Source organism: Amycolatopsis sp. NPDC104587 (assembly GCF_055583645.1).
On record NZ_JBVJNO010000007.1, the window covers coordinates 413622 to 435331 of the forward strand.

Here is a 21710-nt window from a genome sequence, read left to right on the forward strand (position 1 = left end):
TTCAGGGGTAGGCTGCGGGGATGACGGACACACGACGGCGCACCCCCACCGGCGAGCGCGCCGACCTCAAGCGGCGGGCGATCGTCGACGCCGCCCGCGAGGTGTTCCTCGCCAGCGGCTTCGAAGCCGGCATCGACGTCATCGCCCGGCGGGCCGACGTGTCGAAGGTGACGATCTACAACCACTTCGGCAGCAAGAGCGAGCTGTTCCACGCCGTCATCCACGACGCGCTCAAGGAAGCGCTCCAGCAGTCGACCCTGGCCTTGGAGAAGAGCCTCGCCGAGTCCGACGACATCCGCGAGATCCTCGTGCGGACGGCGCGGGGCTGGGTGGCGGGGATGGCGCAGCCGCAGGTGCTCGCGCTCCGCGCGCTCGTCGCCGGGGAGGCGCAGCGGTTCCCCGAGCTCGGCCGCGCGTGGAAGGCCAACGGCCCCGACCTGACGTCGGCGATCCTCGCCGGGGAGTTCCGCAAGCGTGTCGACGCCGGCGAGCTCGCGATCCCGGACGTCGACCTGGCCCTCGTCCAGCTCTACGCCCTCGTCCTCTACCCGCACTTCACCCACGCCGCGTACGGCGAACGGATCGACGCTCAGCGCACCGACGACCTCATCAACCGGGGCGTCGACATGTTCCTCGGGTACTACTCGGCCGGTTAGGGGTGCCGCCGCCAGGTGAGCGCGATGTCCTTCGTGGCGAGCCACGCGGTGAGGTCGTACCCGTGGGCGGCCAGCCCCTCCACGGCGGCGTAGGCCGTCTTCAGCGCGAACTCGGCGTCTTCGGCGCCGAGCAGGCCCGCGGCGTGGGCTTCGAGGAGCTCGTCGGTGTCGATCACCCGCAGCGACAGCTTGTCCCGGAGCACCAGGTCGACGTAGAGGTCGGTGGCGACCCAGCGCGGGCCGTCGCGGCGGACGCGGACGACGTCGAGGTAGAAGTCCTGGTCGCGCTCGTGGCCGGGGGAGAACCAGAAGTCGGTGATCCGCAGGCCGAGCCCAGGCAGCAGCCACGACTCGAGGTAGTGGAACTGCGCGCGGCCCGGGGTCGGGCGCGCGAGGTAGAGACCGAACGGCTCCTCGTGGTACTCGTCGACCTTCCGCAGGATGCCCTTCGGGTCGATGTTCGCGCGCTCGGCGGGGTCGAAGATCTCTACCTTCGGCGCGTGCAGTCCGGCCATGGCGCTCATCCTGCCGGGCCGGTCACGAATCGCGTACTTCCGCCACGCGCGCCACACGTTCGGGCTAAGGTTCGCCGACCGTCCGGGAGGCGAGGGGGCCGGGGATGTTCGGGATCATCAGGCCGTGCCGGCACCGGCTGGCGGGCGACCTGCACGCGGACTGGCTCGCGCACCTGTGCGGGCTCTGTCTCACGCTGCGTGACGAACACGGTCAGCTCGCCCGCGTCGTCACCAACTACGACGGCCTGATCATCTCGGCGCTGGTCGAGGCCCAGACGCCGGCGGCGGACCGGCGCCGCGCCGCGGGCCCGTGCCCGCTGCGCGGCATGCGCTCGACGTCGGTGGCGCGGGGCGAAGGCGCCCAGCTCGCCGCGGCGGTGTCCCTGGTGCTGGCGGCGGCAAAGGTCGGCGACCACGTCGAGGACCACGACGGCGCGTTCGCCCGCCGCCCGGTGGCGGCGGCCGCCCGCCGCGTCGCGGCCCGCTGGGCGGAGCAGGGCAGCCGCACCGGCAGCCGGGTCGGCTTCGACACGGCGGTGCTGACGGAGGCGGTGTCCCGGCAGGCTTCGCTGGAGCGCACTGTCGGGTTCGGGGATTCACCGCTGGTCGCGACGGAACCGGCGGAGCTGGCGACGTCGGCGGCCTTCGCGCGGACGGCCGAGCTGGCGGGACGGCCGGGAAATGTGGCCCCGCTGGCGGAGGCGGGCCGTCTGTTCGGCCGGGTCGCGCACCTGCTGGACGCGGTCGAGGACCAGGCCGCCGACGCGGCCGCGGGAGCGTGGAACCCGTTGCCGGCCACGGGAACGGGGTTGGCGGAGGCCCGGCGGTTGTGTGATGACGCGGTGCTGGGGGTGGAGCTGGCGTTGCGGGAGGCGGAGTTCGCGCGGCCGGCGCTGGTGCATGCGTTGCTGGTGCACGAGCTGCGCCAAGCGGTGCGGCGAGCCTTCGGACATGGCGGGGCGCACGGCTCGGGCCCGACGCACGGCGGCGAGCCTCGGCAGCCGATGCAAGGCGAGGATCCGCGCGCGACCGGTGCCTCCGGGCAGCAGCCGCCGCCAGGGTGGATCGGGCCCGGACCTCGGCCGCAGCAACATCCTCACCAGGCGCCGGGACCGCGGCCGCCGGGATTTCCGTCGCCGGGCGGGCCCGGGTACTCGGGCGGTCCCGGTGGGCCCGGGCCGTGGGGGCCGGGCAGCACCTCCCGGCCCGAGGGTCCCGGCGGGCCGGCTGGGCCTGGCGGGCCCCATGGACCCGGCGGCCCGGGTGGACCTGGCGGCCCGGGTGGACCTGGCGGGCCAGGAGGTCCCGGCGACTCCGGCGAACCCGAGCCCCTCCACGGCAAGGGTGGCGGCCTCTGGTACCCGAAGTTCGCCGTCCCGCCGAAGCCGCGCAACTTCCTCCTCGGCTGCACGATCGCGCCGTACATGTGCTGCACCTGCCAGTTCTGCTGCCGTGATCCCTATCCTGGGCCGTGGAGCGGGAAACCCCACTCGAGCTGCGACTGCGACTGCGATTGTTGCGACTGCTGCTCCTGCTGCGACTGCAACTGCTGAACGGGGCGTTCATGACCGAGCCGATGGACCGCCTGCACGCCCGTGGCCGGGCCACCTTCGGCGGGCTGGTCGAAGGCGGCGAAGCGCGTCTCGACGCCCTCTTCGCGACGATCCCGGCGCTCGGCGAGCTGGCCGTCGGCACGGTCTACGGCCACCTCCACGAACGTCCCGCGCTCGACCCCCGCACGCGCGAAGCCGCGACGCTCGCGGCGATCGTCGCGGCGGGGATGGTCGGGCCGCCGCTGAGCGTCCACCTCCGCACCGGCCTGGCTTCGGGCCTCGCCCCGGCCGAAGTCTGCGAAGTCGTCGTCCAGACCGCTGCCTTCGCCGGTTTCCCCCGCGCGGTTTCGGCAGCCGACCAGCTGAACCGGCTCTTCGAGAGCCACGACCTGCCCGTCCCGCCGCCGCCGTCGCCGCGTGAGGTCGTGCTGGCGCACCTCTCGTCTCCTGCGGGCGAAGTCGCCGACGTGCTCGCGGAGTTCCCGCGTTTCGAAACCCAGGCGACCGGACCCGACCGGGTGCTCGTCTCGTGCTTCGGCGACGGCCCCGTGCCCGGCGCCGTCCTGCACTGCGAGGTGGCCGGGGGCGAAGTGACGTCCGTGACGGTGTTCCGACCCCACTGACCAGGGCCGACGGAAATTGTCGGTGCCGCGTCGTACTCTGGTCGACGTGGCTTTCGCAACCGAACACCCCGTGCTCGCCCAGTCCGACTTCCGGCCCGTCTCGGAGATCCCGCGGACCGGCGGCCGGTTCGAGGTGATCAGTGACTACCAGCCCGCCGGCGACCAGCCGGCGGCCATCGACGAGCTCGAACGCCGGGTCAAGGCGGGCGAGAAGGACGTCGTGCTGCTGGGCGCCACCGGCACCGGCAAGTCGGCGACCACGGCGTGGCTGATCGAGCGCGTCCAGCGGCCGACGCTGGTGATGGCGCCGAACAAGACCCTGGCCGCGCAGCTGGCGAACGAGCTGCGCGAGCTGTTCCCGAACAACGCGGTCGAGTACTTCGTCAGCTACTACGACTACTACCAGCCCGAGGCGTACATCGCGCAGACGGACACCTACATCGAGAAGGACTCGTCGATCAACGACGACGTCGAGCGGCTGCGGCACTCGGCGACGATGAACCTGCTGTCGCGCCGGGATGTCATCGTGGTCGCGAGTGTCTCGTGCATCTACGGCCTGGGCACCCCGCAGTCCTACCTCGACCGGTCCTCGAAGCTGAAGGTCGGCATGCAGCTCGACCGGGACGTCTTCCTGCGGGCCCTGGTCGACGTGCAGTACACGCGCAACGACATCGCCTTCGCCCGCGGCACGTTCCGGGCGCGCGGCGACACGGTGGAGATCATCCCGGCGTACGAGGAGCTGGCGATCCGCGTCGAGTTCTTCGGTGACGAGGTGGAGAAGCTCTACTACCTGCACCCGCTGACCGGCGACATCGTCAAGGAGGTCGACGAGGTCCGGATCTTCCCGGCGACGCACTACGTCGCGGGCCCGGAGCGGATGGAAAAGGCGATCCAGGGCATCGAGCAGGAGCTGGAAGAACGCCTGGCGGAGCTGGAAAAGCAGGGCAAGCTCCTGGAGGCGCAGCGGCTGCGGATGCGCACGGCCTACGACATCGAGATGATGCGGCAGGTCGGGTTCTGCTCCGGCATCGAGAACTACTCGCGCCACATCGACGGCCGCGGCGCGGGCACGGCGCCGGCGACCCTGATCGACTACTTCCCGGAGGACTTCCTCCTGGTCATCGACGAGTCGCACCAGACGGTGCCGCAGATCGGCGGCATGTACGAAGGCGACATGTCGCGGAAGCGGAACCTGGTCGAGTACGGCTTCCGGCTGCCGAGCGCGGTCGACAACCGGCCGCTGACCTGGGAGGAGTTCTCCGACCGGATCGGGCAGACGGTCTACCTGTCGGCGACACCGGGGCCGTACGAGATGGGCCAGGCGGCCGGCGAGTTCGTCGAGCAGGTGATCCGGCCGACCGGCCTGGTCGATCCGAAGGTGGTCGTGAAGCCGACCGAAGGCCAGATCGACGACCTGGTCCACGAGATCCGGGAGCGGGCGGAGAAGGACGAGCGCGTCCTGGTCACCACGCTGACCAAGAAGATGGCCGAGGACCTCACGGACTACCTGCTGGAGCTGGGCATCCGGGTGCGGTACCTGCACTCGGAGGTCGACACGCTGCGCCGGGTCGAGCTGCTGCGGCAGCTGAGGGCGGGCGACTTCGACGTGCTGGTCGGCATCAACCTGCTGCGCGAGGGGCTCGACCTGCCGGAGGTGTCGCTGGTCGCGATCCTCGACGCGGACAAGGAAGGCTTCCTCCGGAGCGGGACGTCGCTGATCCAGACGATCGGCCGCGCGGCGCGCAACGTGTCGGGCGAGGTCCACATGTACGCGGACAAGATCACCGACTCCATGCAGCACGCGATCGAGGAGACCGACCGCCGCCGCGAGAAGCAGGTCGCCTACAACGTGGAGCGCGGGGTCGACCCGCAGCCGCTGCGGAAGAAGATCGCCGACATCCTCGACCGGGTCTACAGCGAGGCCGAGGACACCGAGCAGGTCTCGGTGGGCGGCTCGGGCCGCAACTCGTCGCGGGGCAAGAAGCCCGAGCAGGGCGACCGGGTCCGCAGCTCGGGAATGCTGGTGGACAAGGACGTCTCGGCGATGCCGCGCGCCCAGCTGGCCGACCTGATCCAGCAGATGACGGACCAGATGATGCAGGCGGCGCGCGACCTCCAGTTCGAGCTGGCGGCCCGCCTGCGTGACGAGATCTCGGACCTGAAGAAGGAGCTGCGCGGCATGGACGCCGCCGGGATCAAGTGATCACCGAAGACCTGGAAACGGAGCGCCTCGCGGCCGAGTTCGCCGCGGTGGCCGGCGACGCCTTTGCCGGCGCCGTCCGCGAGGCGCTCCGGAACCGGCGGCGCGGGACCGGTGACGGGTGAACATCGCCGCCGTCGTCGCGTACTGCCTTGCCAAGCCGGGCGCGGAGGAGACCTATCCCTTCGGGGACCACGTGCTCGTCGCGAAGGTCGGCGGTAAGGGTTTCGCCTTCATCGGGCAGGACGAGCCCGGCAGCGTCGCCGTCAAATGTGGGGCCACCCGGGAAGAAGCGGCCGAACTGCGGGAGCGGTACCCGGACGCCGTGTCCGTGATGGACTACCTCGGCCGCTACGGCTGGAACCGCGTCGAGCTCGGCGCCGGAGTGCCGGACGCCGAGCTCGAAGACCTGGTCGACGCCTCCTACGAAGACGTCGTTGGCCGGCTGCCCAAAGCGAAACGCCCTTAGGACGGCGCCGGCGCGTTCTCGTCCGGTTGCAGCATCCCGAAGATGTTGCCCTCGGTGTCCTTGACGTACGCCAGCCAGCCGACCCCTGGCACCGAGTTCTTCGGCAGCGCCGGCGATCCGCCCGCCTCGGTCACCGCAGCGAGGGCCTGGTCGAGGTCGGGGACGCCGATCGTGTTCACGTATCCGTGGACCGGCGCCGTCTCCTCGGGCGCCGGGCCGACGCGGGGGACGAGGCCGCCGTCGATTCCGTCGCCTTCGCCGGTCGAGATCACCCAGTACGGGACGTCGCCCCAGCGTTCGAACTTCCAGCCGAACACCGCCGTGTAGAACGCCACCGCGCGGTCGGGGTCGCCCGCGTGGATCTCGAAGTGGACGGGACGAGGCATGCCGCCTCCTCAGGCCGGGCCGTCAGGTGCCGTGAGACTACGCCCGGCCTGAGGAAAGTCACAGCGGCGGACGCTGCGCGAGGGTGAGGTCGGTGTCGAAGTCGGGGAAGCCGGCCGGGGCGCTGCGAGCCGTCAGCGCGGCCGTCGGCGGCAGGCCGGCCCAGCGCCGGACCGTCGCCGTGGCCGCCGCGGCGTCGGCCGGGGCCAGCTGCGCGATCTTCGAGCCGTGGTTGCCGCCCTGGACGTAGTACCGGTAGGAGTCCCGGCTGCCGAAGCCGAGTTCGAACGGCTCGGCGCCCCACGGGTCGTTCGAGCCGTAGACGAACAACAGCCGGGTGCCGCGGGACTTCACCCAGAAGTCCACGTCCGGCATCGCCAGGTAGTCGAACCGCGGGATCTTGACCGACGCGGGCACGAACGTCTTCGGCTGGTCGGCGCCGGGGTAGCGGAGCAGGTCGCGCAGGTACCCGTCGTACGCCTCGGGCGAGCCCAGCTGGGCCGCCGCCTGGTAGTAGTACGGGACGAACGGCTCGAGGTCCTGGTCGGAGTAGGTGTTGAGGCTCTCCACCTTCTCGTACCAGGCGTAGACCTCCGCCGCCGGCGCGCCCGCGGCCGGCACCGTCGCGCAGTCCGCCTGCGTCTGGTACTGCCAGAAGGCGAAGTACGAGTCGATCACCGAGATCTCGAGGGACTTGTCGGCCGAGCCGACGATCGAGAACGTCAGCCCGCGTTTGGCCGCGTCCACCGCCGCGATCGCGCCCAGCTCGTCACGCCGCTTCAGCGCGTCTCGCTGGATCGCCTTCAGGGCGTCGCGGCAGCCCGGGTCGTTGCCGACGCGGGAGAGGAACCGGTTGTAGACGTCGAGCGGGTCGATGACGTCGTTGGGCGCGACGTAGGGGACCGTGCCGTCGACGTCGTCGGGGAAGAAGCGCCGGAAGTACGTTGCCGTCATCCCGCCCTTGCTGCCGCCGGTGGCCAGCCACTTGCCCGGGTAGATCGCCTTGAACGCCTGCACCGCGCGGTGCTCGTCCGCCGCGGCCTGCCAGATCGTCAGCTGCTTCGCCCAGTTCTCCGGCTCCGGCCGTGACGGCTTGAAGTACCGGTACTCCATCGAGAGCTGGTTGCCGTTGACGATCTGCGTCGGCTCCGAGCGGTTCGGGGCGGTGCTGACGTTGTAACCGCTGGTGAAGGCGACGGTCGGCGCGGTGAAGTCGCGGTGCAGCAGGGTGAAGCGCTGCTGGAAGGTGCCCGCCTCGGGGTGCCGGTGGTCGGCGGGCTGGGTGTAGGTGAGCTGGAAGAACCGGTAGCCGGCCGGCGCCGGGTTCTCCGCCACGACCGTCAGCCCCGGGATCTTCTGCAGGGCCGCCTTGATGTCGGGGGCGGCGCTGACGGCGGGCGCCAGCCCGGCGAACGCCAGCACGACCGCCGCGGCGGTGAACAGTCTGCGCATGGAAGCACCCTCCCCGGCTCCGGAACCCACCGTGGGACCCTCACAGAATCGGCCCCGGTCGGCAATCGGCTGTCCGGGCGCAGAATCGGTGAGGACCCGACTTTCGGCGGGTGGCGCGGGCGCCGGGTGACGTCCACCGGCCTCCGCGGCCACGCGCATCGTGCGAGTTGTCGCCGTGACCGGCGCCACGTTACGGTCCGAAGCCGTAGGCACCGTCATCGAGCGAGGGGTCCGCCATGAAGGTTTCCGACTGTCCCACGACCCAGGTCGAGGTCCGCATCGACGCGCGGCCGGCCGAGGTCTGGTCCTGGCTGCTGGACGTCGACCTGCCCGCCCGGTTCTCCAGCGAGTACCAGGGCGGCGGCTGGGTCGAAGGGTCCGAGCCCGGTCTCGGCGCGCAGTTCCGCGGCCGCAACTCGCACCCGGTCGCCGGGGAGTGGGAGACGGTCTCGACGGTCACCGGCTACGAGCCCGGGCGGCTCTTCGCGTGGTCGGTGATGGACGTGACCAACCCGGCCGCGTCGTGGAAGTTCGAGCTCGTCCCGGACGGCGACGGCACGCTCCTGCGCCAGTGGGCCCAGATCGGCCCCGGCCCGTCCAACCTCACCACGATCATCGCCTCGATGCCCGAGCACGAGGACGAGATCGTCGCGATGCGGCTGGGTGAGCTGCAGGACAACATGCAGAAGACGGTCGAGGGCATCAAGGCCCTCGCCGAAACCGGGGTGCGCGCCTAACGCAGCACCCGGTCCACATAGGACTTGACGGCGGCCAGCGCCGCGGGTGCCCGCCACAGCCGCTCGACCTCGGGGTCGTCGGCGTGGCGGTACTCGGCGATCCGCTCGTGGTAGGGCTGCCGGATCTGGGCCTTGGTGTGCGCGAACGCCTCGGCCGGCAGCTCGCCGAGCCGCGTCGCGACGGCGAGGGCCCGCTCGAGCACCTCCTCCGGCGGAGCCAGCTCGTCGACCAGACCCGCGGCCAGCGCGTCCTCGCCGCCGCGGGTTTCGCCCGAGTAGGTGAGCGACGGCAGCGGGGCCGTGCCGTAGGCGCAGCGCAGGATTTCCAGCGCGGCCAGCGGGAACGGCACCCCGACCAGCAGCTCGGTCACGCCGATCGTGCCGGCGCCGAGCACGCGGTGGTCGCACGCGGCGGCCAGCACCGCGCCGCCGGCGACGGCGTGCCCGTTCAGCGCCGCGACCACCGGACGCGGGCAGCCGAACACGGCCAGCAGCGCGTCCGACAGCAGCGGCAGGAACTCGGACACGTAGGACGCGCCGCCGTCGTCGATCCGCTTGAGGTCGACGCCTGCGGAGAAGACGCGCCCGGTGCCGGTGAGCACGACCGCGCGGGCCTGGTCGACCTCCTCCAGCCGCAGCACGAGCTCGCGGCACGAATCCGTGTCGAGGGTGTTGCCGCCGCCGTGGTCGATCCGCAGCACGGCGATGTCGTGGTGGCTCTCCAGCGTGATCGGCACGCGCCCGACCGTACCGGCTTCAGCTGGTGATGTCCTTCCGGGCGAACCGCCGCCCGGCGTAGAGGACGAACACCGTTCCGTAGATCGCCGCCGAGAGCAGCCCGCTCGCCAGGTTGGTCCAGTCGACGTCGGTCGAGATCAGGTCCATCCACGAGAACGCGTAGTGCGTCGGCAGGTAGTTGCGCAGGCCCTCCAGCGCCGTGATCTGGTCGAGGATCTGCGACAGGATCGCCACCAGCACCGCGCCGCCGACCGCGCCGAGCGGGGCGTCGGTCGTCACGCTCAGCGCGAGCGCGAGCCCGGCCACCCAGGCCAGCTGCAGGATGATGTACACAGTGGACAGTGCGATGGCCAGCATGCTGTCGCCGAAGGAAACCGCGTCGCCGGTCGGGCTGATCGCGTCACCGGCGCCGTACCAGATCAGCCCGACGATCAGGGACATCACCGGCAGCAGCACCAGCGCCGCCGCCGACAGCAGCCCCGACACGATCGCCTTCTGCCGCAGCACCCGCTGCCGCGGCACCGGGATCGCCAGCAGGTACTTCAGGCTCGACCACGACGCCTCGCTCGCGATGGTGTCGCCGAAGAACAGCGCGACGATCATCGGGAGCAGGAACGTCCCGGACACGAACAGCGCCAGCACGACGAAGTTCGGCGCCGAAGCCGTGGCCAGGTCGACGAACCCGCCGCTGCGCCGGTTCGGGTTCGACTGCCCGGCCTCGAACGCGATCACCAGGATGAACGGCAGGATCGCGACGAACCCGAGCAGGAACTGCGTGCGCCGCCGCTTGAGCTGGCGCCGCAGCTCGACGCCGAGCCGCAGCGTCCGCCCGGCGCGGTAGCCCTCGACGGCGCCGTCCGGCCCGACGCCGGCGTGCTCGGCCGACGCGAGGTCGCTCAGCTCGTCCAGCGCGTGCGGGTCGGTGTGCACACCCTCGCTCATGATTCCTCTCCGACCAGTTGCAGGAACGCGTCTTCCAGCCGGCGCCGGGGCCCGGCCTGCTCCACCGCGACGCCGGCGCGCACCAGCGCGGCCACGCCTTCGGCCCGCGGCAGCTCGCCGAGGTTGGCGTGCACCAGCTCGCCGTCGACGTCGACGTCGGAGACACCGCTGAGCGCCTTCAGCGCCGCCGCGGACGCGGCCGGGTCGTCGACCCGGAACGTCGCCTCGCCGCCGGCCGCGGCCAGCTCGCCGACCTCGCCCGCGGCGACCAGCGCGCCGCGGTGCATGACCACGACGTGCGTGCAGGTCTGCTCGACCTCGGCCAGCAGGTGGCTGGACACCACCACGGTGCGGCCGGTCGCGGCGTAGCGCTGCAGCACCTCGCGCATCTGGTGGATCTGGGGCGGGTCGAGCCCGTTGGTCGGCTCGTCGAGCACCATCAGCTCCGGCAGGCCGAGCATCGCCTGGGCGATCGCCAGCCGCTGCCGCATGCCCTGGCTGTAGGTGCGCACCCGGCGCTCGACCGCCGCGCCGAGCCCGGCGATCTCCAGCGCCTCGCCGAAGTGCGCCTTGTCCGCCGGCCGGCCGGTGGCCGCCCAGTACAGCTCGAGGTTCGCCCGGCCGGACAGGTGCGGCAGGAAACCGGAGCCTTCCACGAACGACCCGATGCGCGAGAGCACCGGGGCGCCCGCGGTGATCTTGTGCCCGAAGACCCGGATGTGGCCCTTCGTCGGCGTGATCAGGCCCATCAGCATCCGCAGCGTGGTCGTCTTGCCCGCGCCGTTCGGCCCGAGCAGGCCGAGCACCTGGCCCGGTTCGACGCGGAAGGACAGGTCGTTCACCGCGACGAACCCGCCCGGGTACTCCTTGCGCAGCCCCTCGATGACGAGCGGGGTGGTGGCGAGCTCCGGGTCGATGTCGGTGGCCCGGCGGCGGCGCAGCGCGGCGAAGAGCACCACGGCCACACCGATCGCGAGCGTCACACCGATGCCGACCAGCTGCCCGGCCGGGGCCGGGGAGCCGACGGACGTCCCGGGCACGACCGGCACGGCCAGCGCGGTCCCGCCGGCGAGCGCGACCCGGAACACCGCGGGCGCGGCCGGCGAGGCGAACGCCTGGTCGGTGGTGCCGACGACCAGCCGCAGCGAGTGGCCGCCCTCGATCGGGCGGACGATGCCCGGGAGCGTCACGGTCACCTCGACCGGCGTGCCGTCGGCGGGCAGCCCGCTCACCCGGAACGGCGCGATGGCGTTCGACGGCAGCACGCGCGAGCCGTCCTGCCCGACGTCGTAGAGCTTCGCGAACAGCACCGCGTCCGGCTGGGGGTGCGCCGGGTCCGCGGCGACCTGCAGCCGCACGGTGGACGAGCCGCTGACGACGACCTGCGAGTCCACCGGGGTCGTGGTGAACTGCGCGGACTGGCCGGGCGGGTCGTTGCTGAACAGCGCGCCGAGCCGCGACGAGCTGCTCGCGACGCCGTTGAGGCCGGGGATCCCGCTCACCGCCGACGGGTTCGCGCCTGCCGGGCGCACGACCGACTGCGCGGGACCGGCCATCGGCAGCAGCCGGCGTTCGGTGGCCGGGCCGGTCAGCCCCGGGTAGGTGTCGGCGGTGACAGTGCGGACCGACGGCGTCCCGTTGGCGCGCAACGTGCCCTGGACGTCGTAGCTGAAGCCGGTGCCGGGGTCGCCGCCGTTGACGGCGTCCCAGAGGAAGTCGCCGATCTTCGTGCGCAGCTGCGGTCCGGGCTTCCCGCCGTCGTGGCCGCCGGTGTACCAGATCGTGCGGACCTTGCCGCCCGCCGCGGTGATCTGCCGGGCGGTGGCGTCGGACTGGTCGAGGCCGAAGAGCGTGTCGCTCTCACCTTGGACCAGCAGGGTCGGCACGGTGATCTTGCCCGTCACCGAGACCGGCGACACGCGGCGCAGCAGGTCGACGCTCGCCTGGCTGGTCTCCCCGGTCGTGCCGAGCTCGGTGTAGGCGCGGCAGACCGCGGCCGTGAAGCGCCCGCAGGGGTCGGCCGCGGCGCCGCCACGGGGCCCGCCCCCGCCGGTCGGCGCGGCCGGGACGGCGGCCGCCGCGGCGCCCGCCCCGGTCGCGGCGGTGGACCCGCTGTCGGTCTCCTGCCCGGCTTCGGGCGCTTCGGCCGACGGCGAGCCGCTCGCCGCCGCGCCGGACCCGGCCGAGAAGAAGATGCCCGCCCAGCTCTTCTTGAACACGCCGTCGGTCGCGAACGCGCCGGCGGCCGGGGTGCCCGAGGGCCGGAGCGCGGGGGTGGCGGCGTTCGGGACCAGGCCCTGGGCGAGGTCGTTGTAGGTGATCACCGGGGCGATCGCGTCGACGCGCTTGTCCGTGCCGGCCAGCAGCAGCGAGAGCGCGCCGCCGTAGGAGGCGCCGGTGACCGCGACCTTCGGGTCGCCGCCGGCGTCGGTGGTGACCTGGCGCTGCGCGACGAGCCGGTCGATCAGGCGGCTCGCGTCGGCGACCTCGCCGTCCGGGTCGTTCAGCCCGATCTTGCCGGTGCTCTTCCCGAACCCGCGCGCGGACCACGTCATCACGACGAAGCCCTTCCGCGCGAGCTCGCGGGCGTCGTCGGCGACGCTGGACTTGTCCCCGCCGAAGCCGTGCGCGAGCAGCACCGCCGGCGCGGGCACGGTGGCGGGCAGGTAGGTGGTCGTGTCGATCTTGACCTGCTCCGCCGAGCCGGGCGCGGCGGGCATGTCGACCAACGCGTCCTGCGTGGGCACGGGCGGGGGCGCCGCGGGCCGCGTGATCCAGAAGACCGCGCCGGCGGCCAGGACCACGACAACGGCGGCGAGCGCGGTGAGGCGGGCTCCGCGGGTGCGTGGGAGCGGGAGTCGGGGCACGGGGTGACCGTATGTGAAGTTTCCTGAGAGTCGCCTCAGTAGGGGTACTCTACGCACGTGCCGCCCTTCGAATCAAGCCCGCTCCCGGTCTGTGACCTGCTGAGAGTCTCCAAAGACCGCCAAGGCCGAGAGAAGTCACCCGAGGACCAGCACGAGCTCAACCAGCGTACGTGCACCCGCGAAAACTGGACCATCGTCCGCACCTACAGCGACGTCGGCAGCGCCTCCGAATTCGCCCGCAAGACCCGCGACAGCTTCGAACGCCTCATCGCCGACCTCAAAGCCGACACCTTCCCCGGCCAGCTGCTCCTCATGTACGAGAACAGCCGCGGCTCCCGACAGGAAGACGAGTGGATCGGCCTGATCAACCTCGCCAAGCAGCGCGGCATCAAGTTCTGGATCGAAGTCCGCGGCCGCGTCATGGACCCCGCCGACCCCCACGACCGCCGCGACCTCGTCCACGCCGCCGCCGACGCCGCCTTCGAAACCGGCCTCCTCTCCCTCCGCGTCACCCGCGGCACCCAAAGCGCCGCCGTCGACGGCCTCCCCCACGGCCAAGTCCCCTACGGCTTCCGCCGCCGCTACGACGAACGCACCAAGAACCTGCTCGAGCAGGAGCACCACCCCGACGAAGCACCGATCGTGCTAGAGCTGTTCGCCCGGGTCGCCGAGGGCCAGTCGATCTACCGCATCGCCGCCGACCTCGAGCAGCGCGGGATCGAGAAGCGCTCCGGCGGCCCCTTCAGCCAGTCCCACCTTCGGTCGATGCTGACCACCGCGGCCTACGCGGGCCGGCGCGTCCACAACCCGGACTGGCGGACCCACTCCCGGCCGGGCGCGACCGCGCGCCACACCGACGCCGTATGGGACCCGATCGTCGACCCGAAGGTCTTCGACAAGGTGCAGCGGATCCTCCACGCCCCGGACCGGAAGAAGTTCCGCGGCGGCTCCGCAGTCCACTGGCTCGCCCGGATCGCGCGCTGCGACAAGTGCGGCGCCGTCCTCGCTGTCCGCCGGGGCCGGAAGGGCGAGCTGCGGTACTGCTGCGACGGCCCCTCGGGGTGTGTGTCGATCCTGCGGGACGACCTGGACGTGTGGACGGAGCGGCTGCTGCTGACGTGGCTGTCCGACCCGAAGTTCTACGGCGTGCTGTCGCAGGCGAGCGAGGACGCCGACGCCGAGCTCGGCCGCGTGCGCGCCGAGCTGGCCGCCGAGGTGCAGGAGCGTGACCAGCTGGCCGGCCGGGTGGCGCGCCGGGAGCCGGGGTTCACGCAGGAGTTCGCCGCGCCGATCGCGGCGGCGATCGCCGAGCGGATCGCGGGGCTGCAGCGGCGCGAGCGCGAGCTGGAGCCGTCGATCCTGGATGGTGTGCTTGCGCCGGGCCCGGACGTGGCGGAGCGGTGGAAGGCCTTGGAGATCGACTCGCGGCGGTTTGTGGCGCGGCAGCTGTTGGTGCCGCGGTACGTAGGGGAGTTGCGGATCAAGCCGTGTGGGCGGGGGAACCGTGGGGTGCCGGTGAAGGACCGCGCGGTGCTGGATCGGCAGAGGAGTCGCGCCCTCGGATAGATTGGGGTGTAAGGAAAAGAGGCTTCAGACGCCCCCCCCCCCCGCAGTTTCAGACTTTCGCCGGCGGGCTGCGGAGGGGCGTGGCCGGGGGAGCGGCCAGCCTCCTTCAGCGGTCCTCGTCGGTGCGGTGAAGCCACGCTTCGAGTTCGTCGACTTCGCTGAGCTGTTTCCGCTGCGGCGGGGTGAGCGGTTTCGCATCGATTTCCCGTGTTGATGTTGCCTGCGTGGCGGTGTCGGGAGGTTGGCTCGTTGCGAAGATCGCACCCAGGATCCAGAGCCCCAGTGAGATGGCGATGTGCAGGTTCACGATCGGGGCGGGCAAGTCGAGGATGAACACCACGATCGCGTGCGGTAAGGCGAGAAGTGTGCTGATGGCTGCTGTGGCGAACATCCAGATGTGGATCGTGCGCGGCGCTTGCTGCGTCTGGTTGCTCACGGTTGGTTACCTCCTTCGGCGGGTACGGGCTAACCCGATTGCAGGAGGGTTATCTCTTTGGTGTGACAAGTCGTTAAGCGGTGTCAGTGAACTTTCTGGGAATTGCGCCGTCCGGTCGAAGATCGTTGTAACGCGGAAGCAACGATCCGGTACGGGGTTCACTTTGATCACCGTTGCTACTACGGTGGCGCGCCGCGACGGTCCTATGGGGAATGTCGCGAGTGGACTACAGCGCGTCACCTAAGCCTTCGGCTTGATCGGTTTTCTCCAGCTTCACCGCGGACGCCTTATTGAGGTAGCGCAGCATTGTCTCTTCGCCGGAGAACTTCCCGATCATCAAGCCCTCTTCGAGGATCTGCCGCCCCGTCATCCGACGCATCCGTGCGATCTCTTCGGGTGTCCAGTCGTCGGCGCCGTGTGCGAGCTGGCCGGACACTTCGACGTCTCGCGCCGTCGTTACGTCGACTCGGTCGGGACCTGCGCGTCCGGTCGGCGGTGCTGGATTGCCTTCGAGGATGTTCCGCGGCGTGTCCTCGGTCCAGTTGGGCAGCGTACGGGCGATCGCGTAGAGGACGCTCTGCCCGACCCCGGGATCGCCTTGCTCGACGGCCTGCAGGCTGCGAAGGCTGAGCTTCTCGCCGGCCGCCTTCGCCGCGTCGACGAAGTCCGTGCGGTACTGCCAGCCGCCGGCTGTTCGCGCCTTGACGACGGCGTCGGCGAGCCAGCCCCGGGCTTCTGACGAGAAGTCACTCGTCCGGATCTGCTTTCGCGAAACCGTCACAACGGCAGTGTGCAGCAGACCGGAGCAGTTTGCTAGTTGCCTGGACCTGCGGACCTGTCGCACCTTGCGCCGATGGCGCCCCTCCCCTGAGTGCATAGATAAGCAGAGTAGGGCAGTAGATATGGATCCGTTACCGCCATTCTGCTGAACTCTGCTTGACAGTGCGCGCAGAGAACAGCAGAGTGTGCTCATGCCCAAGTTGAACAAGATCCCGGTGAAGCACCGGCTGGCCGAGGCGAACATCACCTCGACCCGCGAGTTCGCCAAGGACGTCGACGTTCCCTGGGGCTCGCTCAAGAACGGCCTCGCCGGCCGCGACCCGCTCACGCTCCCGCGGATCTACCGCATCGCCGAGCGACTCAAGCGGCCCGGCGAGAACGTACGCGACGTCGTCGACGAGATCGTCGCCGCTGACGAAGGCGTGCCCGACAACCCGCCGGCCAAGCCGCGGCGCGAGCCGAAGGCGCCGCCGAAACGCAACGACAGCGAGCGCACCACCGGCCCGAAGCGGCCCGACGGCGCGCTGCCGGTGGCGTCATGACCGCCGAGGAGCGGATCGAGTGCTGGCCGGAGGAGTCCGACGAGGACTTCATCGCCCGGATCGTCGCGACCTCCGGCCCGATCGACCCCGAGCTCGCCGACAACCTGCGCCGCGCGCTGCCGCCGATCCGCCGCCCGGCCACCACGGCCGACGCGGCCTGACCACCCACAAAAAAGACGCCCGCCCCGGCCGGTCCAGGGCCAGGGGCGGGCACGACCAGAGAAGTAGGAGTTCTCATGATCGAAGGAAATGTTACGGCGCTCGCCGACGACGCGGTGCACGCCACCGCGCGGATCGGGATCGTCGACGTCAAGCACGGTGAGCTGGCCGTGCCGCGCCGCGTGCTGGACCACCTGCACGACGGCCCGGTGACGGTGCAGCTGATGCGCGCCGGGGTCGAGCTGGACCGGTGCGAGGCGACGCTGGCCAGCAACGCGGACCACTCGTTCGGGAAGCTGTCCGGGATCTCGTGGCCGGACGACGTGGACCGGGGCACGCGGGTGACGGTGCTGTGTGCGCGGGGCGCGGCTGGGCATGACGTGGCGGTGCAGCTGCCGGACCTGCCGGAGGTCGAGCCGACGGTCACGTTCCTCGGGCCGGTGCCCGACGAGGCCGAGCCCGCCGGCATCTGGACCGACGACGTGAAGCCCTTCGTCAAGGCTGACACGGCCGCGTTCGAGAGCGTCGTCGCGACGGCACTCGCAGCCGTGGCCGACGCCGACCCGCTCGCCGACGAGACCGCGCTGCCGGGCCCGGCCGAGTACCGGGTCCCGTCGCCGCAGGCGCGGACCGGGCAGATCGACGTCGTCGACCCGGAGCGGCCGGTCAGCGGTGACCTGCGGGCGTGGCCGGGTGTCGAGGACTCCGAAGACCGGACCGAGGTGATCCCCACGGTCACCGAGCCGATCGTGGTGGTCGAGTCGCGGCCGGTCGCGCGGCGCTGGTACGTCCGGGCGTGGCTCGCGGTCGTCGCGTTCTTCGCCCGGGTGACGGACGAGGTCGCGCAGACGGTGCGGCTGTCGGCCCGGTGGGAGCTGGAGCACTCGCAGACCGTCGCGCGGCTGGTCGTGGCCGGGCTGTCGTTCCTGGTGCTGGGCAGCTTCGGTGTGCTGTGGCTGCTGATCGAGGTGGCCCGATGACCGCCGTCCGCACCGCCGTGCTGCTCACCACCGCGACGCCCCGCGACCAGAACCGCGCGGCGACCTGGGGCCTCTACCTCGCCCAGCACGGCAAGCCGACGCTGCTGCCCTCCGACTTCGGGCTCGGCCGCCACCCCGGCCGGCACCGCGTCGAGGTGCTCGCCACCCCGTGCCACGCCGACACCGCCCGGCCGCGCCCCGACCACCCGACCGCGCTGGAGACCCGCCCGGACCCGTGCAGCCGCTGCAACGAGCTCGGTCACTTCGCGACGGTGCGGATCACGGCGAACCCGGACCGCGGCGTGCAGGGCGCTTACACCGGCGTGCACGAGGTCTGCCAGTGCTGCGCCTTCCCGGCCGGGAAGGCAGGGCTCTACGAGGTGATGCGTGGTCAGGCCAGCGGCCGCCAGGTCGAGGTCGAGCTGCGCCAGCCGACGGGGGAGTGGAACTGATGAGCGTCTTCAAGAAGATCGCCGAGAAGCTCGACAAGGTCGCCGACAAGAGGATCGACGACGTCGTCGAGAAGGCCGGCGTGAAGCCCGCCGACCGGACGAAGCCCGCGCCGAAGAAGAGGTCGGGCGAGGCGAAGTTCGTGACCGGGCTGGGGCAGCGGATCGGGTTCGCCGGGATCGCGTTCGCCACCGTCGGCGCGGCCGTCGTCGGCGGGCTGGGCGCGAGCTGCGAGCCGACCACCAGCCGGCCCGCGCCGACGACCGCGGCCACGTGCGAGGAGGACCAGCCGTGGTGCTGGGACTGCCGCACCATGGGCAACCGCCGGTGCGGGCAGGACGACGGGGCGGTGCAGCGATGACCGCCGTGAAGATCTTGGTCGCGCAGTTGCGTGAACGGGCCAACCTCCTCGAATCCCACCCGGAACTGGAGAAGTTCCCGGAGCTGTTCAAGCCGGAGCCTCTCGGCAAGCACGAGTTCGACGACGACGCCGCGCAGCTCGATGTCTTCGCCGAGCTCTTCGGCGTCACGATCGAGCACCGCGTGCACCGCCCCAAGGACGGCAAGCCGGGCGCCCGCTTCAGCTCCGTCGGTACCGAGATCGACGGCTGCTACGTCTACCTGCAGGCCTTCACCGAGGACTACGAGAAGGCGACCGGCAAGACGGTGGAGGCAACGTCGTGACCGCCACCGAGGACCGCACGATCCGGCCGGAGTTCGCCGCGCTCAACCACTTGAACGGCGTCGGGTACGGCTACGCCCTCGGCCGCGCCGCCCAGGGCGACGTGCGTGTGCAGGGCAACGACGCCTCCGACTTCGGGGACTTCTACGCCGCCAAGCACTCCCGGGCGCTCGACATCGACGAGCTGTTCGCCGAGTTCATCAACCAGCGCAACGATTCCGAGGGGGAATCCCAGTGAGCAACGAACTCGCCGCGCGCCGCACCGGCGTCGCCGTCGGCGCCCCGCAACAGGACCTCGGTCAGGTCATGGAACTGGCCCGCATCATGGCCGTCTCGTCGCTGCTGCCGCAGGAACTGCGCGGCAAGCCGTCCGACGTCCTCGTCGCCATCCTCTACGGCCAGGAGCTCGGCCTCGCGCCGATGCAGGCCATCCAGTCCGTGTACGTCGTCAAAGGCAGGCCGACGATCTCCGCGCAGCTGTGGGTCGCGCTGGCCCGCCGCGCCGGCCACAAGGTCCGCGTCCTCGACGAGCAGCCGGACCTGTGCACCGTCGAGGTCGAGCGCGGCGACGACCCCACCGAGAAAGCGCGGGTCACCTACACGCTGGACATGGCGAAGACCGCCGGGCTGATGACGAACGCGAACTGGAAGAACCACCCGCACGCGATGCTGTACGCCCGCGCCGTGTCGACGGCGTGCCGGCGCGCGTGCCCGGAGATCGCGCTCGGGTTCGGCGACGAGACCGACCGGGAGCCGGTGGCGAAGCCGTCGCTGGCGCAGGTCGCCGCCGAGCGGGAGGACCAGAAGCCGCCCACTGCGGCGGAGGCCGAGATCGTGGTCGACCCGGAGCCGTCGGCCGATGAGCTGGCGGAGCTGGCCGAGATCGCAGAGCAGCACACCCCGGCCGCCGAGGACGACCCGACGTTGCCGGACGACCCGGACCTCTTCGCCCACGAGGCCGAGCGATGACGACGGTCGAGCGGACGGAGGAGCTGACGACGGCTCAGCTCCTCCTCGAATGGGACGCCCGCCGCGCCCGCTCCCAGCAAGCCGAGATCGGCATGTCCGAGCTCGGCGGCTGCCAGCGCCGCGCCGGGTACCGGCTGGCCGGCACCGCGCCGACAAACCGGGGCAGCAGCGTGCAGGCCGTCATGGGCACCGCCGTGCACTCCGCGGTCGAGAGCGTGTTCCGCGAGATGCAGGACGCCGGCCTCATCCCCGCCGACGACCTCGTCGAGTTCGAGGTCCGGTTCGCTGGGGTGCTCGGTCATCTCGACCGGTACGAGTCGCGCACGCTGCGGATCCGGGACACGAAGACGACGTCGGACCGGTGGTTGCAGCACATCAAGGTGCACGGCGCGTCGCAGCAGCACGTGTGGCAGACGCACCTGTACGCGGCCGCGGTGATCCAGACGGGGCGTCGGGTGCGGGAGATCGTGATCGACTACCTCGCGCGCGACACCGGCGACGACTGGCAGGTCGTCGTCCCGTTCGACACCCGGCACGTGCGGGATGCGTTGCGGTGGCTGGAGAACATCCGCACCACGCCGATCGAGATGCTGAATCGGGACTACGAGCCGGGCTCGTCGTTCTGCGGGAACTGCCCGTTCTTCAAGACCTGTTGGGACGGCGCGGTCCCGGACCGTGACTTGCGGTCGGTGCTGCTGGTCGAGGATCCGGACAAGGCGAAGTGGGCGCGGCAGTTGTGGGACGCCCGGCAGATGAAGAAGACCGCTGAGGCGCTGGAGAAGGAAGCGAAGGGCGCGCTCGACGCGCTCCGCCCGATCACCGACAAGGGCGTCTCGGACCTGTTCGACGTCGGGTTCGAGCACCTGTTGCGGTGGAAGGTGTCGACGCCGCAGCGGCTCGACACCGAGGCCGTGAAGCGTGAGTACGCGAAGGCCGGCGCGAAACCGCCGTTCAAGGAGAGCAAGCCGGAAGTGAAGCTGGAGTTCATCTCCAAAGAGGACGGTGCGGAATGACCGGCTGGCACGAACGCATCCTCGTCAGTTTTGACTGCGAGACAACAGGTGTAGACGTCGAGACCGCGCGGATCGTGACCGCTGCCGTGGTCACGATCAATCCGCGCGAGGGCACGGTCGACACGAAGCAGTGGCTGGCCGACCCGGGCGTCGGGATCCCGGCCGAGGCGACCGCGGTGCACGGCATCTCCACGGAGATGGCCCGCGCCGAGGGCCGCCCGGCCGCCGAGGTCGTGCGCGAGATCGCGGTCGCGCTCGACGCCGGCTGGCGGGCCGGGGCGACCGGTGTGGTCTACAACGCGCCGTACGATCTGAGCCTGTTTGGCCGGGAGATGGCCCGCCACGACGTGGTGCTGCCCGGTGCCGGTCGGCTGCAGCTCGGCCCGGTCGTGGACCCGCTGTGCTTGGACAAGCACTACGACCGGTATCGCAAGGGCTCGCGGAAGCTGGTCGACGTCGCGCGGCACTACGGGATCGTGTTGTCCGAGTTGGACGCGCACGGCGCGGCAGCGGATGCGTTGGCCGCGGCGCGGGTCGCGTGGTGCCTGGCCCGGAAGTACCCGGCGCTGGGCGCGATGTCGCACGAGGAGCTGTACGCCAACCAGGTCGCGTGGTACCGCGAGCAGGCGCTCGGCCTCGCCGAGTACTTCCGGAAGCAGGGCAAGTCGGAGCACGTGTCCACCGAGTGGCCGGTCCGGCCGGTCCCGGCGGTGGTCTCGTGACCGCCTGGGCGTCGATCCCGCAGTGCTCCGCGATCTCCGGGGCGCTGACGAAGCACGGCGTGAAGACCCGCGCGCACCGTCTGGAGATCGTGTCCCGGCTCGCCGGCCGCGACCTCGCGTCCACGAAGGACCTCACCCGCGCCGAGGCCCGCTCGATCCTGGAGCACCTCGGTCAGCTCAACCGCATCGGCGAACTGGACCTCCTCGTCGAGCAGTACGCGCCGGAGGTGACGGCGTGACCCCGACCCTCGTGTTCGTCGTCCTGCTCGCGCTGC

At 71.3% G+C, this 21710-nt stretch carries 27 protein-coding genes; 19 read left to right on the top strand and 8 right to left on the bottom strand.

Annotation, left to right across the window (positions count from 1 at the left end; translation table 11 throughout):
- The first annotated feature begins 20 nt into the window (after positions 1 to 20).
- Positions 21 to 656, top strand: coding sequence for a TetR/AcrR family transcriptional regulator (locus ACZ61C_RS23985; protein WP_465310025.1), 636 nt, complete (start codon positions 21 to 23; stop codon positions 654 to 656).
- Here the strand turns inward: ACZ61C_RS23985 and ACZ61C_RS23990 are convergent.
- A complete protein-coding gene (locus tag ACZ61C_RS23990; protein WP_465310026.1) occupies positions 653 to 1171 on the bottom strand; it encodes a ribonuclease FAU-1 family protein in 519 nt (172 codons plus the stop codon). The two genes, ACZ61C_RS23985 and ACZ61C_RS23990, sit on opposite strands and share 4 nt — an antisense overlap.
- A gap of 104 nt (positions 1172 to 1275) precedes the next feature.
- Here ACZ61C_RS23990 and ACZ61C_RS23995 point away from each other — a divergent pair, with 104 nt between their 5' ends.
- Genes ACZ61C_RS23995 through ACZ61C_RS24015 form a run of 5 tightly spaced genes read left to right on the top strand, consistent with a single transcriptional unit; the run spans position 1276 to position 6016 of the window.
- Positions 1276 to 2724, top strand: coding sequence for a DUF5685 family protein (locus tag ACZ61C_RS23995; protein ID WP_465310027.1), 1449 nt, complete (start codon positions 1276 to 1278; stop codon positions 2722 to 2724).
- Between the two features lie 11 nt (positions 2725 to 2735).
- Entirely contained in the window at positions 2736 to 3347 is a 612-nt protein-coding gene (locus ACZ61C_RS24000) for a carboxymuconolactone decarboxylase family protein (protein WP_465310028.1), read from the top strand.
- Positions 3348 to 3393: 46 nt separating this feature from the next.
- On the top strand, positions 3394 to 5550 hold the full coding sequence (gene uvrB, locus ACZ61C_RS24005) for an excinuclease ABC subunit UvrB (protein ID WP_465310029.1): 2157 nt from the start codon (positions 3394 to 3396) through the stop codon (positions 5548 to 5550).
- The gene (locus tag ACZ61C_RS24010) at positions 5547 to 5672 is read left to right on the top strand and encodes a hypothetical protein (protein WP_465310030.1); all 126 of its coding nucleotides are present in this window, start codon (positions 5547 to 5549) and stop codon (positions 5670 to 5672) included. Before uvrB ends, ACZ61C_RS24010 begins: the two co-directional genes overlap by 4 nt.
- Positions 5669 to 6016 carry an MmcQ/YjbR family DNA-binding protein gene (locus ACZ61C_RS24015; RefSeq protein ID WP_465310031.1) on the top strand — a complete coding sequence of 116 codons (348 nt, stop codon included), beginning with the start codon at positions 5669 to 5671 and terminating at the stop codon, positions 6014 to 6016. The genes ACZ61C_RS24010 and ACZ61C_RS24015 overlap by 4 nt, the downstream gene beginning before the upstream one ends.
- Here ACZ61C_RS24015 and ACZ61C_RS24020 read toward each other — a convergent pair.
- Positions 6013 to 6402 (bottom strand): VOC family protein, encoded by a 390-nt coding sequence (locus ACZ61C_RS24020; protein WP_465310032.1) that lies wholly within the window; start codon positions 6400 to 6402, stop codon positions 6013 to 6015. The genes ACZ61C_RS24015 and ACZ61C_RS24020 overlap by 4 nt on opposite strands.
- Positions 6403 to 6460: 58 nt before the next feature.
- Positions 6461 to 7852, bottom strand: a complete 1392-nt coding sequence (locus tag ACZ61C_RS24025) for a S28 family serine protease (protein ID WP_465310033.1) — start codon at positions 7850 to 7852, stop codon at positions 6461 to 6463.
- A gap of 236 nt (positions 7853 to 8088) precedes the next feature.
- On the opposite strand from ACZ61C_RS24025, the gene ACZ61C_RS24030 reads away from it, so the two are divergent.
- On the top strand, positions 8089 to 8589 hold the full coding sequence (locus ACZ61C_RS24030; protein WP_465310034.1) for an SRPBCC family protein: 501 nt from the start codon (positions 8089 to 8091) through the stop codon (positions 8587 to 8589).
- On the opposite strand, the gene ACZ61C_RS24035 is transcribed toward ACZ61C_RS24030, so the two are convergent.
- From ACZ61C_RS24035 to ACZ61C_RS24045, 3 genes are read right to left on the bottom strand one after another with little or no spacing between them, the layout of a single operon-like run.
- Entirely contained in the window at positions 8586 to 9326 is a 741-nt protein-coding gene (locus ACZ61C_RS24035; RefSeq protein ID WP_465310035.1) for an enoyl-CoA hydratase/isomerase family protein, read from the bottom strand. The genes ACZ61C_RS24030 and ACZ61C_RS24035 overlap by 4 nt on opposite strands.
- Before the next feature lie 19 nt (positions 9327 to 9345).
- Positions 9346 to 10269 (bottom strand): ABC transporter permease, encoded by a 924-nt coding sequence (locus tag ACZ61C_RS24040; protein ID WP_465310036.1) that lies wholly within the window; start codon positions 10267 to 10269, stop codon positions 9346 to 9348.
- Positions 10266 to 13136 carry an alpha/beta fold hydrolase gene (locus tag ACZ61C_RS24045; protein WP_465310037.1) on the bottom strand — a complete coding sequence of 957 codons (2871 nt, stop codon included), beginning with the start codon at positions 13134 to 13136 and terminating at the stop codon, positions 10266 to 10268. Before ACZ61C_RS24045 ends, ACZ61C_RS24040 begins: the two co-directional genes overlap by 4 nt.
- A gap of 57 nt (positions 13137 to 13193) precedes the next feature.
- On the opposite strand from ACZ61C_RS24045, the gene ACZ61C_RS24050 reads away from it, so the two are divergent.
- Entirely contained in the window at positions 13194 to 14702 is a 1509-nt protein-coding gene (locus ACZ61C_RS24050; protein ID WP_465310038.1) for a recombinase family protein, read from the top strand.
- A gap of 106 nt (positions 14703 to 14808) precedes the next feature.
- Here the strand turns inward: ACZ61C_RS24050 and ACZ61C_RS24055 are convergent, their stop codons facing one another.
- Positions 14809 to 15138 carry a hypothetical protein gene (locus tag ACZ61C_RS24055; RefSeq protein WP_465310039.1) on the bottom strand — a complete coding sequence of 110 codons (330 nt, stop codon included), beginning with the start codon at positions 15136 to 15138 and terminating at the stop codon, positions 14809 to 14811.
- A 226-nt stretch (positions 15139 to 15364) separates the two neighbouring features.
- A complete protein-coding gene (locus tag ACZ61C_RS24060; protein WP_465310040.1) occupies positions 15365 to 15919 on the bottom strand; it encodes a hypothetical protein in 555 nt (184 codons plus the stop codon).
- A 190-nt stretch (positions 15920 to 16109) separates the two neighbouring features.
- Between ACZ61C_RS24060 and ACZ61C_RS24065 the strand changes: the two genes are divergently transcribed.
- The 11 genes from ACZ61C_RS24065 (at position 16110) to ACZ61C_RS24115 (ending at position 21674) form a co-directional block, all read left to right on the top strand.
- The gene (locus tag ACZ61C_RS24065) at positions 16110 to 16460 is read left to right on the top strand and encodes a hypothetical protein (protein WP_465310041.1); all 351 of its coding nucleotides are present in this window, start codon (positions 16110 to 16112) and stop codon (positions 16458 to 16460) included.
- On the top strand, positions 16457 to 16621 hold the full coding sequence (locus ACZ61C_RS24070; RefSeq protein WP_465310042.1) for a hypothetical protein: 165 nt from the start codon (positions 16457 to 16459) through the stop codon (positions 16619 to 16621). The genes ACZ61C_RS24065 and ACZ61C_RS24070 overlap by 4 nt, the downstream gene beginning before the upstream one ends.
- A 75-nt stretch (positions 16622 to 16696) precedes the next feature.
- On the top strand, positions 16697 to 17599 hold the full coding sequence (locus tag ACZ61C_RS24075; RefSeq protein WP_465310043.1) for a hypothetical protein: 903 nt from the start codon (positions 16697 to 16699) through the stop codon (positions 17597 to 17599).
- Positions 17596 to 18051, top strand: coding sequence for a hypothetical protein (locus ACZ61C_RS24080; protein WP_465310044.1), 456 nt, complete (start codon positions 17596 to 17598; stop codon positions 18049 to 18051). The genes ACZ61C_RS24075 and ACZ61C_RS24080 overlap by 4 nt, the downstream gene beginning before the upstream one ends.
- Positions 18051 to 18410, top strand: a complete 360-nt coding sequence (locus tag ACZ61C_RS24085) for a hypothetical protein (protein ID WP_465310045.1) — start codon at positions 18051 to 18053, stop codon at positions 18408 to 18410. The genes ACZ61C_RS24080 and ACZ61C_RS24085 overlap by 1 nt, the downstream gene beginning before the upstream one ends.
- A complete protein-coding gene (locus ACZ61C_RS24090; RefSeq protein WP_465310046.1) occupies positions 18407 to 18733 on the top strand; it encodes a hypothetical protein in 327 nt (108 codons plus the stop codon). Before ACZ61C_RS24085 ends, ACZ61C_RS24090 begins: the two co-directional genes overlap by 4 nt.
- The gene (locus ACZ61C_RS24095; RefSeq protein WP_465310047.1) at positions 18730 to 18969 is read left to right on the top strand and encodes a hypothetical protein; all 240 of its coding nucleotides are present in this window, start codon (positions 18730 to 18732) and stop codon (positions 18967 to 18969) included. Before ACZ61C_RS24090 ends, ACZ61C_RS24095 begins: the two co-directional genes overlap by 4 nt.
- Entirely contained in the window at positions 18966 to 19700 is a 735-nt protein-coding gene (locus ACZ61C_RS24100) for a hypothetical protein (protein ID WP_465310048.1), read from the top strand. The genes ACZ61C_RS24095 and ACZ61C_RS24100 overlap by 4 nt, the downstream gene beginning before the upstream one ends.
- Complete coding sequence (locus ACZ61C_RS24105) at positions 19697 to 20713, top strand: PD-(D/E)XK nuclease family protein (RefSeq protein ID WP_465310049.1); 1017 nt, start codon at positions 19697 to 19699, stop codon at positions 20711 to 20713. The genes ACZ61C_RS24100 and ACZ61C_RS24105 overlap by 4 nt, the downstream gene beginning before the upstream one ends.
- Positions 20710 to 21435: an exonuclease domain-containing protein gene (locus ACZ61C_RS24110; protein WP_465310050.1), complete on the top strand. Its 726-nt coding sequence runs from the start codon at positions 20710 to 20712 to the stop codon at positions 21433 to 21435. Before ACZ61C_RS24105 ends, ACZ61C_RS24110 begins: the two co-directional genes overlap by 4 nt.
- On the top strand, positions 21432 to 21674 hold the full coding sequence (locus ACZ61C_RS24115; protein ID WP_465310051.1) for a hypothetical protein: 243 nt from the start codon (positions 21432 to 21434) through the stop codon (positions 21672 to 21674). Before ACZ61C_RS24110 ends, ACZ61C_RS24115 begins: the two co-directional genes overlap by 4 nt.
- Positions 21675 to 21710: the final 36 nt, after the last annotated feature.

Coding starts and splice junctions, on each gene's coding strand:
- ACZ61C_RS24025 (WP_465310033.1), bottom strand. CDS start 7,852: ATGCGCAGACTGTTCACCGCCGCGGCGGTCGTGCTGGCGTTCGCCGGG.
- ACZ61C_RS23985 (WP_465310025.1), top strand. CDS start 21: ATGACGGACACACGACGGCGCACCCCCACCGGCGAGCGCGCCGACCTC.
- ACZ61C_RS24000 (WP_465310028.1), top strand. CDS start 2,736: ATGACCGAGCCGATGGACCGCCTGCACGCCCGTGGCCGGGCCACCTTC.
- ACZ61C_RS24075 (WP_465310043.1), top strand. CDS start 16,697: ATGATCGAAGGAAATGTTACGGCGCTCGCCGACGACGCGGTGCACGCC.
- ACZ61C_RS24080 (WP_465310044.1), top strand. CDS start 17,596: ATGACCGCCGTCCGCACCGCCGTGCTGCTCACCACCGCGACGCCCCGC.
- ACZ61C_RS24105 (WP_465310049.1), top strand. CDS start 19,697: ATGACGACGGTCGAGCGGACGGAGGAGCTGACGACGGCTCAGCTCCTC.
- ACZ61C_RS24030 (WP_465310034.1), top strand. CDS start 8,089: ATGAAGGTTTCCGACTGTCCCACGACCCAGGTCGAGGTCCGCATCGAC.
- ACZ61C_RS24065 (WP_465310041.1), top strand. CDS start 16,110: ATGCCCAAGTTGAACAAGATCCCGGTGAAGCACCGGCTGGCCGAGGCG.
- ACZ61C_RS24040 (WP_465310036.1), bottom strand. CDS start 10,269: ATGAGCGAGGGTGTGCACACCGACCCGCACGCGCTGGACGAGCTGAGC.
- ACZ61C_RS24090 (WP_465310046.1), top strand. CDS start 18,407: ATGACCGCCGTGAAGATCTTGGTCGCGCAGTTGCGTGAACGGGCCAAC.
- ACZ61C_RS24020 (WP_465310032.1), bottom strand. CDS start 6,402: ATGCCTCGTCCCGTCCACTTCGAGATCCACGCGGGCGACCCCGACCGC.
- ACZ61C_RS23995 (WP_465310027.1), top strand. CDS start 1,276: ATGTTCGGGATCATCAGGCCGTGCCGGCACCGGCTGGCGGGCGACCTG.
- ACZ61C_RS24085 (WP_465310045.1), top strand. CDS start 18,051: ATGAGCGTCTTCAAGAAGATCGCCGAGAAGCTCGACAAGGTCGCCGAC.
- ACZ61C_RS24110 (WP_465310050.1), top strand. CDS start 20,710: ATGACCGGCTGGCACGAACGCATCCTCGTCAGTTTTGACTGCGAGACA.
- ACZ61C_RS24070 (WP_465310042.1), top strand. CDS start 16,457: ATGACCGCCGAGGAGCGGATCGAGTGCTGGCCGGAGGAGTCCGACGAG.
- ACZ61C_RS23990 (WP_465310026.1), bottom strand. CDS start 1,171: ATGGCCGGACTGCACGCGCCGAAGGTAGAGATCTTCGACCCCGCCGAG.